Origin of the sequence: Algoriella sp., from assembly GCF_036647415.1 — a bacterium.
Taxonomy (GTDB): Bacteria; Bacteroidota; Bacteroidia; order Flavobacteriales; family Weeksellaceae; genus Empedobacter.
Genome location: NZ_JAVXKG010000004.1, coordinates 83,722 through 99,526 on the forward strand (window position 1 = coordinate 83,722; position 15,805 = coordinate 99,526).

Below are 15,805 nucleotides of genomic sequence, written 5' to 3' on the forward strand. Positions count from 1 at the left end.
AAATGATAATATTAGGATCCAATTCAGATGTAGCAATAGCCTTTGTAGAAAAGGTTTTGAGTGAAGGACAACGTTTTCCGGAAGTTTATTTATTTACATCAAATGTTGAGAAAACAGAAAAATTAGCTCAACATTTTTTCGCAAAATATGAGCAAAAATGTGAAATTATTCATTTTGATTTAACACAAGAAAATGATTTTTCTAAATTAGATTATATCAACTCAGAATTGCTTTTTTGTGCATCTGGTTTTCTTGGAAAAAACTCTGAAGAAGGCTTGTATGATGATTGGAATACAAAGCAAATTGTAGAGATTAATTACTCAAAATTAATTGTTTTGATTAATTATTTTGCAAAGAAATTCGAAACGAGAGGTTCAGGAACTATAATTGGTTTATCATCTGTTGCAGGAGAACGTGGACGTCAGAGTAATTTTATTTATGGTTCTGCGAAAGCTGGTTTTACGGCTTATTTGGCAGGATTAAGGAATTATTTATTTCATAAAAAAGTACATGTTATGACTGTTATTCCAGGTTTTATGGATACGCAAATGACAGCTGATATCGAAACGCCAAAGCCTTTGACAGCGCAACCAAATCAAGCAGCAGATATTATTTACAAAGCATATCTCAAAAAACGAAATGTAGTTTATGTGACGTTTGTTTGGTGGGGAATTATGATGATTATTCGTAATGTGCCTGAATTTATTTTTAAGAAAATGAAAATGTAATGAATCGTAATTTATATTTATTCGATTTCGATGGAACATTGACAAGTAAAGACACCTTATTCGATTTTTTAAAATTCTCTTTTCCTAAAACGTATAATTTTAATTATCTTATATTTACTCCATTATTTGTCGTTTCTAAATTAAAGCTAATTGATGCTGGAAAAGTAAAAGAAAAGTTTATTTCGAAGTTTATGAAAGGTCTTTCCGTTTCAGAAATTGATAATTTGGCTCAGAATTATTTTGAACAAAATCATCAAACTTTAATTAATAAAAAAGCAAACGATTATATAAAACAAATTAGTAATTACAATGATAAATTTATCGTTTCCGCTTCTGTAGATTTTTGGGTAAAACCTTTTGCAGATTATTATGGAATGGGATTGATTTGTACCAAAGCAAAATTTGATGAACAAGGTATTTTTACTGGAATTTTTGCCACAAAAAATTGTAATTACGAAGAAAAAAAAGTTAGAATAGAACAAGAAATTGATTTAACTTTTTATGATGAAATTATCTCTTTTGGCGATACAAAAGGAGATGAAGCGATGTTTTCTATTTCTACAAAATCTAATTTTAGATATTTTAATTAAAGGTCTATATTTGCACAACCAAACTAATACTATGAAAGATACTTTGAATAAAAGTCAAATCTTTATTGCCTCAATTCTGATTATTTTATTAAAATCAGTTTTTTTCTTAACAAAACATATACAAGAAGATGCGCTTATTTCTTGGCGCGTTGCACGAAATATTATCGAACATGGTGTATATGGTTACAATGGAGTTGAGAAAATTTCAGCTTCTACAACACATTTGTATGTTTTTGTAGGTGTTATTTTTCAAACAATTTTTCCTGATAATTCTTTTATTTACCCATTATTGATTTTTAATACGATATTATTAACAATTGGTATTTATTGGCTGGCTAAATTATTTTTTGATAATACGACAAAAGTTATTTTATTTCTATTATTTGTTAGTTTTTTACCTCCAGTTATCAAAATGTCAATATTAGGAATGGAGTTCGGAATGCTATTTTTCTTTTATATGGCTTTAATCAAATTTGGTTTTGTAGAGCGTAGAAATTGGGCGTTTCTTTTATTACCTGTTTTGATATTATGGACACGTATAGACACAGTAATATTCCTAGGTTTATTATTTATATATGATGTAATTCAACAACGTAAATGGAATACAGTTTTTATGTTGGGAGGTATTTTAGCAGTTGTATCTGTCGTTTCATTTAATTGGTTTTATTTTGGAGAGATTGTAAATAATACAATAACCTCTAAAAAGAATAATTATTCAAGTCCATCTATTATTGAGAGATGGAATGCGTTTAAATTTTTTGCCCCAAATTATTTTGGAATGGTAAAATTTCCTACATCAATTTATAATTTTTCAACACTAATTCTTTTCATTATTTCTTTGATTAGTTTATTATTTTTGAATCGTAAATTGACGGTTGATAAAAGAAAAGTAATTACGTTTTTATTCCTTTTCGGACTTGTAAAATCTATTATTTTTGGCGCTGCAAATTCATGGTTCGATTGGTATTATTGGATTCCTCAAATATGTCTTTTTCTGCCAATTATTTTGATTATTTTAGATTCAGAAAAATATAAAATTTTATCAATAGCTTATCTTTTCATTTTTGGTTTCCCGTTTACTGCATATCAAGCCGTGCATTCTATTGCAACTGGTCATGGCGAGTGGAATCATGCGCGTAAAATTGGTTTATATTTAGACTCTATCGAGCCAAATAAAAATAATTATATTTTCTTAGAGCCAGCGGGCTATATTCCTTATTTTTCTAAACTTAAAGTGATAGATTATGTAGGTTTGGTTGATAAAAGGTTGACTGACGAAAATATTGCGAAAAATGGACAAGCAGTAGGTTTTTCTAATTTGATAAATAAAGCGAAACCAAAATATATACTTGAAGATCATCAGCCGATGTTTGAAGGTAAATTAGAGGATAAATCAATTTATCAAGAGTATGAATTGATAAAAGAATTTAAGATTGCAGATGTTACGAAATCTGAGAATACTATTTTAGATAAAATCTATAAATTCAAACCATCTGGCCGAGATTTTTATTTGTATAAACGCAAAGATTCTGCTAAATAATGGAAGCTAAAAAGAAAATATTAATACGTATTGGCTCGCTACGTCATGGCGGTGCCGAAAAAGTATTAGTGACTTTTTTGAAAAATTTATCGCCAGAGAAGTATGAAATTGATTTGTTATTAAATCTTTATTCGGGTAAGTATTTAAAAGATGTTCCATCTTGGGTTAATATTTATTATTTGAATAAAGGCGAAATGATAACTACAAATCGTCCACAAGATATCCCAGAAAAGACTTTCAGAGTAATTTATCAAAAAATTTTAAAGAAATTTCCCAAATTACTTTACAGGTATATTTTACCAAATAAAAAATACGATATAGAGTTTGCGGCAATTCATGGAATAAGTGATGAAATTCTTAATTCGCCTATCAAATCTTCCAAAAAAATTGTTTGGATACACAATGATTTATCAAATGTTTCTGGTTATACAGAAGAAAAATTAAAAAAGTTTTTTGAATTTGATAAAATATTAGTGATTTCTAATAAAATAAACGAATTATTTTTAAGTTTAGCAGATTCTGAAATAGAAATGCAAAAAATTGCTCGTATTTATAATCCGATTGATGTTAAGGAAATAATAAATTTAGCTAAAAAAACAGCTGAGATTTCTAAAAAAGAAGGAATTAAAACGTTTGTTTCAATCGGAACAGTTTTTCCACAAAAAGGGTTTGACCGTTTATTGCGAGTTCATCGACGTTTGATTGACGAAGGTTATCAACATAATCTTTGGATTGTAGGTGATGGCTATGATTTTCCGAATATTCAAAAATTATTTCACGAATTAAAAGTCGAAGAAACTGCTAAATTAATTGGGTTCAAAGAGAATCCATATCCCTATTTTGTACAAGCAGATTATTATATTTTATCATCTCGTTACGAAGGTTATCCTACCGTTTTGTTTGAGGCAATGGTTTTGGCAAAACCTATCATTGCGACTGATGTTTCGGGTGTTCGAGAAATTTTGAACGATGGAGAACTAGGTTATATTATTCCAAACGATGAAGATGATATTTATAATGGAATGAAATATTTTCTTGAAAATCAACAACAAGCCGAAAATTACACGAAAATTATTCAATCAAAAAGCTTACCTTTTGAATTGAAAAACGCTGTAGAATCAATCGAAAAACATTTTTAAATTATTTCTATGAAAACAATTATACAACAAGATTTTTATAGAAATTTTGGTTATTGGACAAATACTCCTTTTCTGAAAGGATTTATGAGTCCAGGTTTTCGTTTTATTTACTTTTTGCGTAAAGCTCAAAACTATTCATCAAGACATCCTTTAGGTTTTTTATATCGTTTGTTATTAAGAAGATATTCGATAAAATACGGTTATCAAATTTCTGCAAAAACAGAAATAGGAGCTGGTCTATATTTAGGACATTGGGGAACTGTGGTTGTAAATCCGAAATGTAAAATTGGGAAAAATTGCAACATCGCTCATGGTGTAACTTTAGGACAAACCAATAGAGGGAATAAGCAAGGTTTTCCGGTGTTGAAAAATGATGTTTGGGTAGGAACTAATGCGGTAATTGTAGGAGGAATTACGATTGGAAATAATGTTCTTATTGCGCCAAATAGTTTTGTGACGGACGATGTTCCTGATAATTCTATTGTGACGGGAAATCCGATGACAATTATTCCAAACGAAAATGCAACAGAGAGATATATTAATAATAGAATTGATTAATTGAAAACGATACTTTTTATATTGCCAGACCTTAATCAAGGTGGTGCGGAGCGTGTAATAACAACGCTTTGCAATGAATTGGATCGTACAAAATTTTGTCTGAAATTAGTCTTGTTCAAAAAAGAAGGATATTATCTGAATCATTTAAAAGATGATGTAGAAATTATAGAGTTAAATATTTCTCGAATACGATATTCTATTTTTAAAATTATTCCATTAATTAATAAGTTAAAACCAGATATTGTATTTACTGGTTGGGGAGAAATTTCGGCATTTTTATCACCTTTGATTCCTTTTTTCTCTAAAACAAAGTTTGTAACGCGTGAAACTAATGTTGTTTCAAAACATGTAACGCGTAAAGAAATCTTATTTTTTTATCGTTTTTATAACAATTTTCATCAGATTATTGCACAAAGTGATGATATGAAAAATGATTTGATTGATAATTTCAAAATTCATTCTTCTAAAATAATAAAAATCAATAATCCTGTTGATTTTGAGATGATTAATCGATTAAAAGAAGAAAATATAGAACAAGGTAATAACACGAGCTATAAAAATATTGTTTCGATTGGAAATCTTTCACAAAGAAAAGGTTTTGATTTATTATTAAACGTTTTTAGTTATCTGAAAAATGAACCGATTAAATTAACCATTTTTGGAGATGGTCCAGATAAAGAACAATTATTAATTCAAAAGAATGATTTACAATTAGATAATGTTTCGTTTTTCGGAAAAGTAAATAATCCATTTCCATTTGTAAAACAAGCAGATTTGTTTATTCTGTCCTCAAGATATGAAGGTTTTCCAAATGTTTTGTTAGAGGCTGGTGCGTGCGGAACGTATAGTTTGGCAAATAATGCGCCTGGAGGTATAAATGAAATTATACAAGAAGGGGTAAATGGAGAAATTTATGATATAAATGATACGGAAGGTTTTGCATCAAGAATTAAACAAATTTTGAATAAATCGTATCAAAAAGAACAAATTATAACAAGTATAGAATCAAGATTTAGTAAAAAAGTTATTATGAATCATTACGAATCATTATTTGAAAAATTGTGAATAATCAACCTAAAATATCAGTAATAGTACCAGTTTATAATACCGAAAAATATCTTTCGAAGTGTTTAGATTCTATTTTGAATCAAACGTTAAGAGATATTGAAGTGATTATTGTGAATGATGGTTCTACAGATAATTCGCAACAAATTATTGATGATTTTGCAAAAAGAGATACTCGAATTTCTTTTATTATGAAAAAGAATGGAGGTTTGAGTGATGCAAGAAACGTAGGAATTGAAGCGTCAATAGGTATGTTTTTAGCTTTTATAGATTCTGATGATTATATTGATCCGATAATGTTCCAAACGATGTTTGATTTAGCTGAAAAGCATCAGTCAGAAATTGTCATGTGCGATTTGGTAAAAGTTGATGAAAATGGAAATGAGTTTAGAGATTTACGACAATCTCCGCAATTGCCAGATAAAATTATTTTGAAGGAGAATTTTACAATTTTTGGAGAAATGAGTTGTTTTGCGTGTAATAAAATTTTTAAAAAATCGTTATTTAATCAACATAAATTTAAGAAAGGAATTCATTTTGAGGATATAGAATTGATACCGAAATTAGTACTCGATTCTACAATTATCTCGAAGATTAATCAACCTTTTTATAAATATTTTGAACGCCAAGATTCTATAACAAAAACACATACGGTAAAAGGTTTGGATATGTTCTTTGCTGTGGATGCGGTTTCAGATTATTTTAAGTTAAGTAATTACAATACATTTGCCGTAGAATTGGAGAGATTTCAGATTTTACAAGGCTATTATTCGTATTTAGCGTATGTTGCTTATGTAAAAGATAAAGTATTGAAGGATGAAATGATTTCGGAATTGAAAAATTTTCTAAAAAAATACAATATTTCTAAAAAATCTTTAAAAAACTATAAACGTTTTAAAGAAAACTATTTAAATTCATTATCACCAAAGAAAAAAATATTTTATTACATGTCTTTTATCAACCTTAATCTCCTAAAAAAAATATAAGTTAAGTGAGTTTAATCTATCTTTTGATATATGCGTTTCTTATAGTAGCATCTTTTTTGGAATTTTCTAAGAAAGAAGTTAGTAAACAGTTATACATTATGGTTGTTATCATAATGGCTTTAACTGCAGGCTTAGGATATGCTTTAAGTCCTGATTGGTTGGCTTATTTTAGGACATTTAGGATGTTGTCTGATGTGAGTTGGAGTGAGTTTAGTCGATTTGCTGAAATGGCAGGAATGGAAGAAGGATTTTTAGGTTTAAATAAAATTCTTGTTGATTATGGATTCGATTTTGGAATGTTGACTTTAATTGTAGCTACAACTTCACTAATCCTTAAAACCACAACATTTTATAAATATGGAGGTTTACCATTTTTAGTTCTTTTCATTTACTCAATGCCAAATTTTTTGTTCGAGGAGCATGTACATATTCGTCAAGGTTTAGCAAATGCGATAGCATTATATTCTATACGATATGTTATTGATAGAAATTTGATTAAATTTTTGATTTGTATAGCGATAGGTTATCAATTTCATGAATCTATTATTATTTTTATTTTGGCTTATTGGATTGCCCCAATGAAGTTTGATGAAAAATTTATTGGTTGGTTAGTGGTATTTGCTATTATAGGCTTTTACACAGGTTTAAACTCTGTAATAGAAGTTATAATGCAATACATGCCGATTGGAGGTGATAAATTTGAAGACTATCAAAGTCAATTATATGATCAAGGAGATGGAGTTGCTATTGGTGATTTTGTTAAAATTATATCCATCATATCCATTATTGTTTATAATAAATATGCAGTTGATGATAAGTTCTATAATTATTTCAGAAATTTATTTGTTTTTGGTGTCTTGTTATATTTTTTCTTAGGTAAAGGAATTTTCGGAGTACGTTTGCCTGGTTTTTATTTAGTTTTTCTTGGTTTAACTGTAGGAAGATTAGTTTATTCATTTAACGGAGATAAATTTAAAAGAAACTTTGTGTATTTAAGCTTTGTATTCTACACTATTTTTCTGATTTTTTGGTTTCAAATAAAACAGGGACATAAATCAAATTTTGGAAATTATCGTACTATTTTTAATCAAGAAGCAGTTTACGGATTATGGAGATGGGATTAGTTTCAATAATTACACCTTGCTATAATTCGGAGAAGTTTATAGCCGAAACATATCAATCAATAAGAAATCAGATATACACAAATTGGGAATGGATTATTGTAGACGATGCGTCTATAGATAAATCAGTAGAAATTATTAAATCTTTCAATGATGATAGAGTTAAATTACTTGAACAAAAAGTAAATAAAGGTGCTTCAGAAGCTCGTAATAAAGGATTGAATTTGGCAAATGGCCGTTTCGTAACTTTTATTGATAGTGATGATTTATGGTTACCAAATTTTTTAGAGAAAACAATTAATTATCTAGCTAATACAAAAGAAGAATTAGTTTATACAAGTTATAAAAGAGTAGATGAAGATTTACAACCATTGTTAACCGATTTTATAGCGATAGATTATATTGATAGAAATAGAATATTGTATAATTGCCCAATACCTATGTTAACATCTGTTTATGATACTGAAAGAATAGGTAAAATTACATTTCCAGAAGTAGAATTAAGAGAAGATCATGCGATGTGGATCGATTTATTGCAAAAAGTGAGATACGCAAGAGCTATTAAAGAAACATTAGCAATTTATAGAATTCGAAATAATTCTGTATCAAGAAATAAATTGAAAATTGCGCTAAAACAATATGAGGTTTATCGAAAATATCTTAAAATGAATTTTTTAAAATCCTCATATTACACATTTTTTTGGGCGTTAAATGGAATGAAAAAATATGGAAAACTTTAGAATATTAGATTATTTATATAGTTTAGATATTTCTCCAATCTATATAAATATGATTGGTGCATATTTTGTAGGATTAATACTAACATTAATTTCTATCCCTAAAATAATCAGGATATCTTATAAAAAACAATTAATGGATGTGCCAGGAGAAAGAAGCTCGCACATAGATAAAGTACCAACTTTGGGGGGAGTTGCTTTGTTTTTTGGTATTGTAGTATCAACCTCTATTTTTGCAACGGACTTAGGTGTTAATTATTCATTTTTCCTTTCTGCAATTACTATTTTATTTTTTATAGGTTTAATGGATGATTTGTTAGTTGTAGCACCAGATAAAAAACTATATGGACAGTTAATAAGTACAATTTTAATAATTTTTGGATCAGGAATAATGATTAATTCATTTTCTGGACTTTTTGGGATATATGAGATACCATATTGGGTGGGTGTTATTCTAACATTATTTGTATTTGTAGTATTAATAAATGCCTATAACTTAATCGATGGGTTAGATGGTTTAGCATCAGGATTAGGTATTGTAATATCTCTTTGTTTTCTTTATATTTTTTATCGAATATTTGACTTCGGTATTGGTATTTTAGCAATAAGTACAATAGCTGTATTAATGGGGTTTTTACGATATAATCTCTCAAATAAATTTAAAATTTTTATGGGAGATACAGGTTCTATGGTTATTGGTTTTATTTTAACCTTTATGGCTGTACGCTTTTTATATGTAAGTGAAAATTCTAATTTAGGTATAAAAACAGGTCCTGTCTTATTACTTTTTATTTTTGTCATACCAGTATTAGACACAATTACTGTTTTCACAATTCGTATACTTAAAGGCAAACATCCTCTAAGACCAGATAAGAATCATTTACATCATCAAGTATTAAAATTAGGATTTAATCATTTACAAACTTCTATGTTTTTAGTATTGATTAATATAATCTTTGTTTTTGTAGCTTATTATTTTAGAAATTTAGAAATTAATAAACTATTTTTGATATTCGTCATATTATCATTTAGTTTTGTATTTTCGCTTAGATATATTGTCAATAAAAAACTTAAAAATAAAATACAATAATATAAAATATGCATAACTTAAAATCAACTTTAACCAAAACTTTATTTTTTTTAGTGATTCTGAATTTATTTTCATGTATCTCTTTAAAAGATGTACAACTTATTCAACCTGATCAAAATCTAAAATTAGATAGTAAAGGAAAAATTGCTTTTAATAAACCTGAATACAGAATCCAAAAGGATGATCAGATTTTGATTAATGTTTCTTCTGTAGCTGGTGCATCTATGGGAATTTTAAGCGATTTTATTTCTGGAGGTAATAGTACTGACGGAGGAAATAGCGTATATGTTCGCGAAGATGGAAATATAGAATTGCCTCGTATAGGAAAAATAAAACTAGAAGGTCTTACACTTGAAGAGGCTAGAAGTGCGGTTCAAAAAGAGTTTTATAAAATATATGACGAAAAAGGAACATATATTGACGTAAATATTGCAGGAACAGAATATACAATTATAGGTGAAGCTGGACAAGGTGTTTTTCGTGCTCCAAAGAAAAATATTACTTTATTAGATGCTTTCGCTCAGTCGGGATCAAATAATATTTATGCAGACCTAAAAAATGTAAGAATTATTAGAACTGATGTTGATGGAACAAAACAAGTTTATGTAGATTTAACAAAAGAATCGATCATGAATTCTGAATATTATTGGGTACAAAACAATGATATTATAGTTGTAAATCCTCGTAAAGAAAAAGTATGGGGTGTTGGTTTAAATCCTTTAACAGTTGTTACTACAGTTATGGGAGCAATTGCTACAATTTTAGGTGTATACTTATTTTTTGATAATATTTAATAATGGCAAACAATAATATAGAACAAAAAACTAAAAAACGTCAATCAGATTTTATTGATATAGAAAGACTTATTCCTCGTATTTTAAATGCTTGGCCTTTGTATATAATATCTATTTTAATTGCATTATCAGTTGCTTTTTATCTTAATAATTGGAAATTAAATAAAATATACTCAGCAAATACAACTTTTAAAATAAAGGAAAATAATGCGGCTAATAATAATTTAGCATCTAATTCTATTAATTTTATTTGGGGAGGAAATGCGAATAAAATAGACGGCTTATCGTATACATTAACATCGCGTATACATAACGAAAAAGTTGTAAAGAAAGCGGAGTCTTATATTTATTATTTTGAAGAAGGAAAGCTAAAAAAGTCAAATGTTTATAAGCTTGACGCTCCTTTTCAGGTTCATATCGATACACTTCATACGCAAATAGCGAATGTAGAAGTTTTGGTAGAACCTAAAGATCATAATTCTTTTTATTTAAAAATAGAAAATAATTCTGGAAATTTATATAATTTTTCTAAGGATAGTTTGATGAATTCTGCTCAATTAAATTTACCGAAAATTGGATATTATAATCAATGGATTATTGGTAAAGATTTTAAGTTGATGTTGAAAAAATTGAACAATCAATCTTCTGGAAATAAATATTCATTCAAATTAGTTACGATAAAAGACGCTACACAAAGAGCTGTACAAAACTTCTCTGTTACTAATCCTTCTAAAATTGCAAGTATTATTTCTGTCTCTAAAAATGCAGAAAGTCTAAATGAAGCTGTTGATTTATTGAATAACTCAATCAGTGTATTGATAGAAAATGAACTCGCAGAACGTAATTTATCAGCCTATCAAACCAGAAAATATTTAAAAGATAGAATTGCATCTGTAAAGGTTAAATTAGATAGTGCAACAGATAATTTACAAGAACTTCAGAAAAAATCTGGTATATATAATTTCGATACAAAGAAAGGTGAGTTAATAGGTAAATTAACTTCATTAGATAAAGAGCGAATAGAAATTGAAGAAAGAATAGCAGCTTTACATCGTTTAATGCCTAAAAAATCGAGTAGTGTAGATAACTTGATTGCTTTAAATATTGCAGGACTAGAAGTTTCTTATTACATGTCTAATGTTGATAAATTAGATAATCTAGAGATTCGTAGACAAGAAATGTTGAAAGTTTACAAATCGAATACAGACGAAATCAGAGACATTGATAGACAAATAGGCAAAACACGAAACGACATTTCAAATGTTGTTAATGCACATTTACAAAAACTAAGTACAGACCTATCTCAAGTCAATGCGAAATTAGCAGAATCTGAATTCGAAGCAAAAGATTTACCATTTCAAGAAATAGAATTTGTAGAAGCAAATAGAGGTTTTGAGCTTAATAGTGTATTGTATTCTAATTTAATTAATCAATTAAATACAACAGACTTATCATTAGCATCAATTGTATCGGATATATCGATTATTGATCCTGCTAAAAATCAAGGACAAGGTTCTATTTATCCAAATCCACAGAGAAATTATTTAATTGCTTTAGGAATTGGTTTGTTGATTCCTTTAGTTTATGTGATAATTAAAGAGTTGTTAGACTTTAAAGTTCGTGTACTAAAAGACATTACATCACGTACAGGTATTCCAATTATTGGTTTAGTAGGTCCATTGGGAGATAATTCACCATTAGTCGTTATTAATAATCCAAAATCGGGAATATCAGAATCCTTTAGATCGATACGTTCTAATCTAAAATTTATTTACAAAGATCCGGGACTTAATCAATCTAATAAAACAATCTTAGTAACATCATTTATTGGTGGTGAAGGTAAAACATTCAATGCCATGAATATTGCAAGTTCATTGGGATCAATGGATAAAAAGACTGTTTTGATTGGTTTGGATTTAAGAAAACCAAAGATTTTTGACGATTTTAATATTAACAATAAAGTTGGTGTTACAGATTTTGTTGCAGGAGATTTAGAACTAGATCGTATTGTACAACATACTATATTACCTAATTTAGATATTATTACAGCAGGACCAATTCCTCCAAATCCATCAGAATTAATTCTGAGTAAGCGTATGGAACAATTGTTTGCTGAATTAAAAGATAAATATGAATATGTGATTATAGATTCACCTCCAATTGGTCTTGTTACAGATTCGTATGATCTAATGCGCTATGCAGATTGTACATTATATGTAACACGTTATAACTACTCGGAGAAAAACTTTATCACAGCTATTTCTAATAAATATGACGAAGGTGAAGTATCTAATGTAGGAATTATCTTTAACGATTTCCAAATCAAAACTGGTTATGGCTACGGCTATGGTTACGGCTATGGTTATGGCTATGGTTACGGCTATGGTTATTTTGCTGGTGACGAAGATTTTGATAATTCGTTTATAGGTAAAATAAAACGTTTAGGAGAAAGAATTAAAAGTAAATTCTTTTAATTAAAATGTTAATAAAGAATCTTTTCGACTATATACTTGCATTAATCCTACTAATTTTTTTAGTGGGATTAATCATTTTATTAATTACGATTAGTTCTATTGATACCAACCAATTCGGACTTTTTACACAAAATAGAGTAGGGAAGAATGGGCGAATTTTTAAAATTTATAAAATTCGATCTATGAAAGGTTCTCAAACATCTAGTATAACCACTAAAGAACATAATATAACTCCATTTGGACAATTTTTAAGAGATTATAAGTTAGATGAATTACCACAACTTTTTAATATTATAAAAGGAGAAATGAGTTTTGTAGGACCACGACCAGATGTTATTGGTTATGCAGATAAATTAGAAGGAAAAGATAGAATTATTCTTAGTGTAAAACCAGGAATTACAGGTCCAGCCCAACTTAAATATAGAAATGAAGACGATATTTTATCTAAAGTAGAAGACCCAATCAAATACAATGATGAAGTTTTATGGACAGATAAAGTTAAGATAAATGTAGATTATGTAATGAATTTGAGTTTTACAAATGACTTAAATTATATTATTAAAACAATTTATTCAAAATAAAAAATCGGTCATCTAAATGTAGATGACCGATTTTGCTTTATGTAATATTTATTCTTTTTTAAACTTGAATAACACCTAAATTAAATTGTTTTTCGATTGGAGCATGATTGGCTGCTTCAATTCCCATAGAAATCCATTTACGTGTATCTAATGGATCAATAATACCATCAGTCCATAATCTTGCAGCAGCATAATAAGGACTTGTTTCGTCATTATATTTAGCCGTAATTTCGCTCAATAATTCTTGTTTTTTCACTTCATCAACTTCTATTCCTTGACTTTTCAAAGAGGCTTCTTTTATCTGAAAAAGTACTTTTGCAGCTTGTTCACCGCCCATAACAGCCAATTGTGCCGATGGCCAAGCAGCAATCAAACGTGGATCGTACGCTTTTCCACACATTGCATAATTACCAGCACCATAAGAGTTACCAACAATTATTGTAAATTTTGGAACAACTGAGTTAGAAACTGCATTTACCATTTTAGCACCATCTTTTATGATTCCTCCATGTTCAGATTTAGATCCAACCATAAATCCTGTTACATCTTGTAAAAATACCAATGGAATTTTCTTTTGATTACAATTTGCAATAAATCGAGTTGCTTTATCGGCTGAATCTGAATAGATAACACCGCCAAATTGCATTCCATCTTTTTTAGATTTCACAATTTTACGTTGATTAGCTACAATTCCAACCGCCCAACCATCAATACGTGCGTAGGTACAGATAATAGATTTTCCGTAATCTGGTTTATATTCATCTAATTCAGAGTTATCAACAATTCTGTTAATAATCTCATACATATCATATTGTTCTGCTCTAGATTCTGGTAAAATACCATAAATTTCTTTTTCGTCTAATGCAGGTTGTGCAGCTTCGATACGGTTATATCCTGCCTTATCAAAATCACCAATTTTTCCTACAATAGATTTTATTCTATCTAGAGCATCTTTATCATCTTTTGCTTTGTAGTCTGTAACTCCTGATATTTCTGTGTGAGTAGTTGCTCCTCCTAAAGTTTCATTATCAATTTCTTCTCCAATAGCAGCTTTTACCAAATAACTACCCGCTAAAAATATAGATCCAGTTTTATCAACTATCATTGCTTCGTCGCTCATAATTGGCAAATAAGCGCCACCAGCAACACAACTTCCCATAACTGCAGAAATCTGAGTAATTCCCATCGAAGACATAATTGCATTATTGCGAAAAATTCGTCCAAACATTTCTTTATCAGGGAAAATCTCGTCTTGCATAGGTAAATATACACCTGCACTATCTACTAAATAAATGATAGGCAATTTGTTTTCCATTGCAATTTCTTGTGCACGCAAATTCTTTTTTCCTGTAATAGGAAACCAAGCACCTGCTTTTACAGTTGCATCATTTGCAACAACAATACATTGTTTACCAGAAATATATCCAATTTTTACAACAACTCCACCTGATGGACATCCACCATGTTCTTTGTACATTTCGTCGCCCGTTAAAGCACCAATTTCTATTGCAGGTTTTTTGTCATCTAAAAGATAATCAATTCTCTCACGAGCCGTTAATTTACCTTTGCTATGTTGAGCCTCAATACGTTTTTTACCTCCACCCAAATAAACTTCATTCAATTTATTGCGAAGTTTTGATAGTAAAAGTTTGTTATGATCCTCTCTTTTATTAAAAGTTAAATCCATTTGTGGTTTTCTGTTTGTTTACAGCCCTAAACTAATGAATTTTATCCAATTGTTAAAAAGAAATTTACTCGTTGATTTCGATAGATAAAAACTTTTTACAATGTGTAAAAAGTTGAGGGAAGAAAATTAAAAAATCATTTTCGAGTTCTGTATAATTTTTTTCAAATTCTGGAATAATTTCATGTAGATTATTCGAATATTTAGCTCGACTACCAATACCTTTCAGTGTTTGTTGAACGCCATCTATTGTCGAATAATTTTGAAACCAATCATATTTTAACAAATAGAAAATAGTTTCTTGAAGTTTTTTTGGAAGATTAGTTTGTTCGTCTTCGAAAAGTTGATAACATTCTATTTTGAATTCTTGAAAAGGTGTATTAGAAAAATTATTCCAATGTTTAATCAAAAAGTAATCGTAAATAACATCAATTATTATTGGAGAAAATTTATGTTGAGTAGCATGAAAATAGCTCGAACTTTGTTTTACAATTTCGTGAGAATCTGTAAAAGTGTCAATTTCTCTGTGCAATAAAATACCCGTTTGTATATCTTCTGGATAATTCAAATATTGATTTCCTTTGACAGTTTCTCCAAGTAAATTACCAATTTGCAAATTCTTTTTCCCGAAAGATAGATATTGATGCGCTACTAAATTCATATCGATTTGTTGACAATTAAAGATACATTATTTTTTTCTTGTCCTTGTATAAACTGA

At 28.6% G+C, this 15,805-nt stretch carries 15 protein-coding genes; 13 read left to right on the forward strand and 2 right to left on the reverse strand.

Features of this window, described 5'->3' with window-relative positions:
* Window positions 1-2 precede the first annotated feature (2 nt).
* From RSC72_RS02825 to RSC72_RS02885, 13 genes are all read left to right on the forward strand, one after another.
* On the forward strand, window positions 3-728 hold the full coding sequence (locus RSC72_RS02825) for an SDR family NAD(P)-dependent oxidoreductase (protein WP_332544841.1): 726 nt from the start codon (window positions 3-5) through the stop codon (window positions 726-728).
* Window positions 728-1,318: an HAD-IB family hydrolase gene (locus RSC72_RS02830; RefSeq protein WP_332544842.1), complete on the forward strand. Its 591-nt coding sequence runs from the start codon at window positions 728-730 to the stop codon at window positions 1,316-1,318. The genes RSC72_RS02825 and RSC72_RS02830 overlap by 1 nt, the downstream gene beginning before the upstream one ends.
* Window positions 1,319-1,349: 31 nt before the next feature.
* Complete coding sequence (locus RSC72_RS02835; RefSeq protein WP_332544843.1) at window positions 1,350-2,858, forward strand: hypothetical protein; 1,509 nt, start codon at window positions 1,350-1,352, stop codon at window positions 2,856-2,858.
* A complete protein-coding gene (locus RSC72_RS02840) occupies window positions 2,858-3,997 on the forward strand; it encodes a glycosyltransferase (RefSeq protein WP_332544844.1) in 1,140 nt (379 codons plus the stop codon). Before RSC72_RS02835 ends, RSC72_RS02840 begins: the two co-directional genes overlap by 1 nt.
* A 9-nt stretch (window positions 3,998-4,006) precedes the next feature.
* Window positions 4,007-4,555 carry a serine O-acetyltransferase gene (locus RSC72_RS02845; RefSeq protein ID WP_332544845.1) on the forward strand — a complete coding sequence of 183 codons (549 nt, stop codon included), beginning with the start codon at window positions 4,007-4,009 and terminating at the stop codon, window positions 4,553-4,555.
* Window positions 4,556-5,620: a glycosyltransferase gene (locus tag RSC72_RS02850; protein ID WP_332544846.1), complete on the forward strand. Its 1,065-nt coding sequence runs from the start codon at window positions 4,556-4,558 to the stop codon at window positions 5,618-5,620.
* The gene (locus tag RSC72_RS02855; RefSeq protein WP_332544848.1) at window positions 5,617-6,606 is read left to right on the forward strand and encodes a glycosyltransferase; all 990 of its coding nucleotides are present in this window, start codon (window positions 5,617-5,619) and stop codon (window positions 6,604-6,606) included. Before RSC72_RS02850 ends, RSC72_RS02855 begins: the two co-directional genes overlap by 4 nt.
* A gap of 98 nt (window positions 6,607-6,704) precedes the next feature.
* Complete coding sequence (locus tag RSC72_RS02860) at window positions 6,705-7,730, forward strand: EpsG family protein (RefSeq protein WP_332566000.1); 1,026 nt, start codon at window positions 6,705-6,707, stop codon at window positions 7,728-7,730.
* Window positions 7,715-8,467: a glycosyltransferase family 2 protein gene (locus RSC72_RS02865; RefSeq protein ID WP_332578406.1), complete on the forward strand. Its 753-nt coding sequence runs from the start codon at window positions 7,715-7,717 to the stop codon at window positions 8,465-8,467. The genes RSC72_RS02860 and RSC72_RS02865 overlap by 16 nt, the downstream gene beginning before the upstream one ends.
* Window positions 8,454-9,554, forward strand: a complete 1,101-nt coding sequence (locus tag RSC72_RS02870; RefSeq protein WP_332565999.1) for a glycosyltransferase family 4 protein — start codon at window positions 8,454-8,456, stop codon at window positions 9,552-9,554. The genes RSC72_RS02865 and RSC72_RS02870 overlap by 14 nt, the downstream gene beginning before the upstream one ends.
* Before the next feature lie 8 nt (window positions 9,555-9,562).
* Window positions 9,563-10,348: a polysaccharide biosynthesis/export family protein gene (locus RSC72_RS02875; RefSeq protein ID WP_332544957.1), complete on the forward strand. Its 786-nt coding sequence runs from the start codon at window positions 9,563-9,565 to the stop codon at window positions 10,346-10,348.
* Window positions 10,349-10,350: 2 nt separating this feature from the next.
* Window positions 10,351-12,822 (forward strand): exopolysaccharide transport family protein, encoded by a 2,472-nt coding sequence (locus RSC72_RS02880; protein WP_332544959.1) that lies wholly within the window; start codon window positions 10,351-10,353, stop codon window positions 12,820-12,822.
* Between the two features lie 5 nt (window positions 12,823-12,827).
* Window positions 12,828-13,403, forward strand: coding sequence for a sugar transferase (locus tag RSC72_RS02885; protein WP_332544960.1), 576 nt, complete (start codon window positions 12,828-12,830; stop codon window positions 13,401-13,403).
* Window positions 13,404-13,461: 58 nt separating this feature from the next.
* On the opposite strand, the gene RSC72_RS02890 is transcribed toward RSC72_RS02885, so the two are convergent.
* The gene (locus tag RSC72_RS02890; protein WP_332544961.1) at window positions 13,462-15,090 is read right to left on the reverse strand and encodes an acyl-CoA carboxylase subunit beta; all 1,629 of its coding nucleotides are present in this window, start codon (window positions 15,088-15,090) and stop codon (window positions 13,462-13,464) included.
* A 64-nt stretch (window positions 15,091-15,154) separates the two neighbouring features.
* Window positions 15,155-15,748: an acyl carrier protein phosphodiesterase gene (locus RSC72_RS02895; protein ID WP_332544963.1), complete on the reverse strand. Its 594-nt coding sequence runs from the start codon at window positions 15,746-15,748 to the stop codon at window positions 15,155-15,157.
* Window positions 15,749-15,805: the final 57 nt, after the last annotated feature.

What these genes read in the sequence shown, in the direction of transcription:
- RSC72_RS02825 (WP_332544841.1), top strand. Translation starts at nt 3, where the DNA reads ATGATAATATTAGGATCCAATTCAGATGTAGCAATAGCCTTTGTAGAA.
- RSC72_RS02830 (WP_332544842.1), top strand. Translation starts at nt 728, where the DNA reads ATGAATCGTAATTTATATTTATTCGATTTCGATGGAACATTGACAAGT.
- RSC72_RS02835 (WP_332544843.1), top strand. Translation starts at nt 1,350, where the DNA reads ATGAAAGATACTTTGAATAAAAGTCAAATCTTTATTGCCTCAATTCTG.
- RSC72_RS02840 (WP_332544844.1), top strand. Translation starts at nt 2,858, where the DNA reads ATGGAAGCTAAAAAGAAAATATTAATACGTATTGGCTCGCTACGTCAT.
- RSC72_RS02845 (WP_332544845.1), top strand. Translation starts at nt 4,007, where the DNA reads ATGAAAACAATTATACAACAAGATTTTTATAGAAATTTTGGTTATTGG.
- RSC72_RS02860 (WP_332566000.1), top strand. Translation starts at nt 6,705, where the DNA reads ATGGTTGTTATCATAATGGCTTTAACTGCAGGCTTAGGATATGCTTTA.
- RSC72_RS02865 (WP_332578406.1), top strand. Translation starts at nt 7,715, where the DNA reads ATGGAGATGGGATTAGTTTCAATAATTACACCTTGCTATAATTCGGAG.
- RSC72_RS02870 (WP_332565999.1), top strand. Translation starts at nt 8,454, where the DNA reads ATGGAAAACTTTAGAATATTAGATTATTTATATAGTTTAGATATTTCT.
- RSC72_RS02875 (WP_332544957.1), top strand. Translation starts at nt 9,563, where the DNA reads ATGCATAACTTAAAATCAACTTTAACCAAAACTTTATTTTTTTTAGTG.
- RSC72_RS02880 (WP_332544959.1), top strand. Translation starts at nt 10,351, where the DNA reads ATGGCAAACAATAATATAGAACAAAAAACTAAAAAACGTCAATCAGAT.
- RSC72_RS02885 (WP_332544960.1), top strand. Translation starts at nt 12,828, where the DNA reads ATGTTAATAAAGAATCTTTTCGACTATATACTTGCATTAATCCTACTA.
- RSC72_RS02890 (WP_332544961.1), bottom strand. Translation starts at nt 15,090, where the DNA reads ATGGATTTAACTTTTAATAAAAGAGAGGATCATAACAAACTTTTACTA.
- RSC72_RS02895 (WP_332544963.1), bottom strand. Translation starts at nt 15,748, where the DNA reads ATGAATTTAGTAGCGCATCAATATCTATCTTTCGGGAAAAAGAATTTG.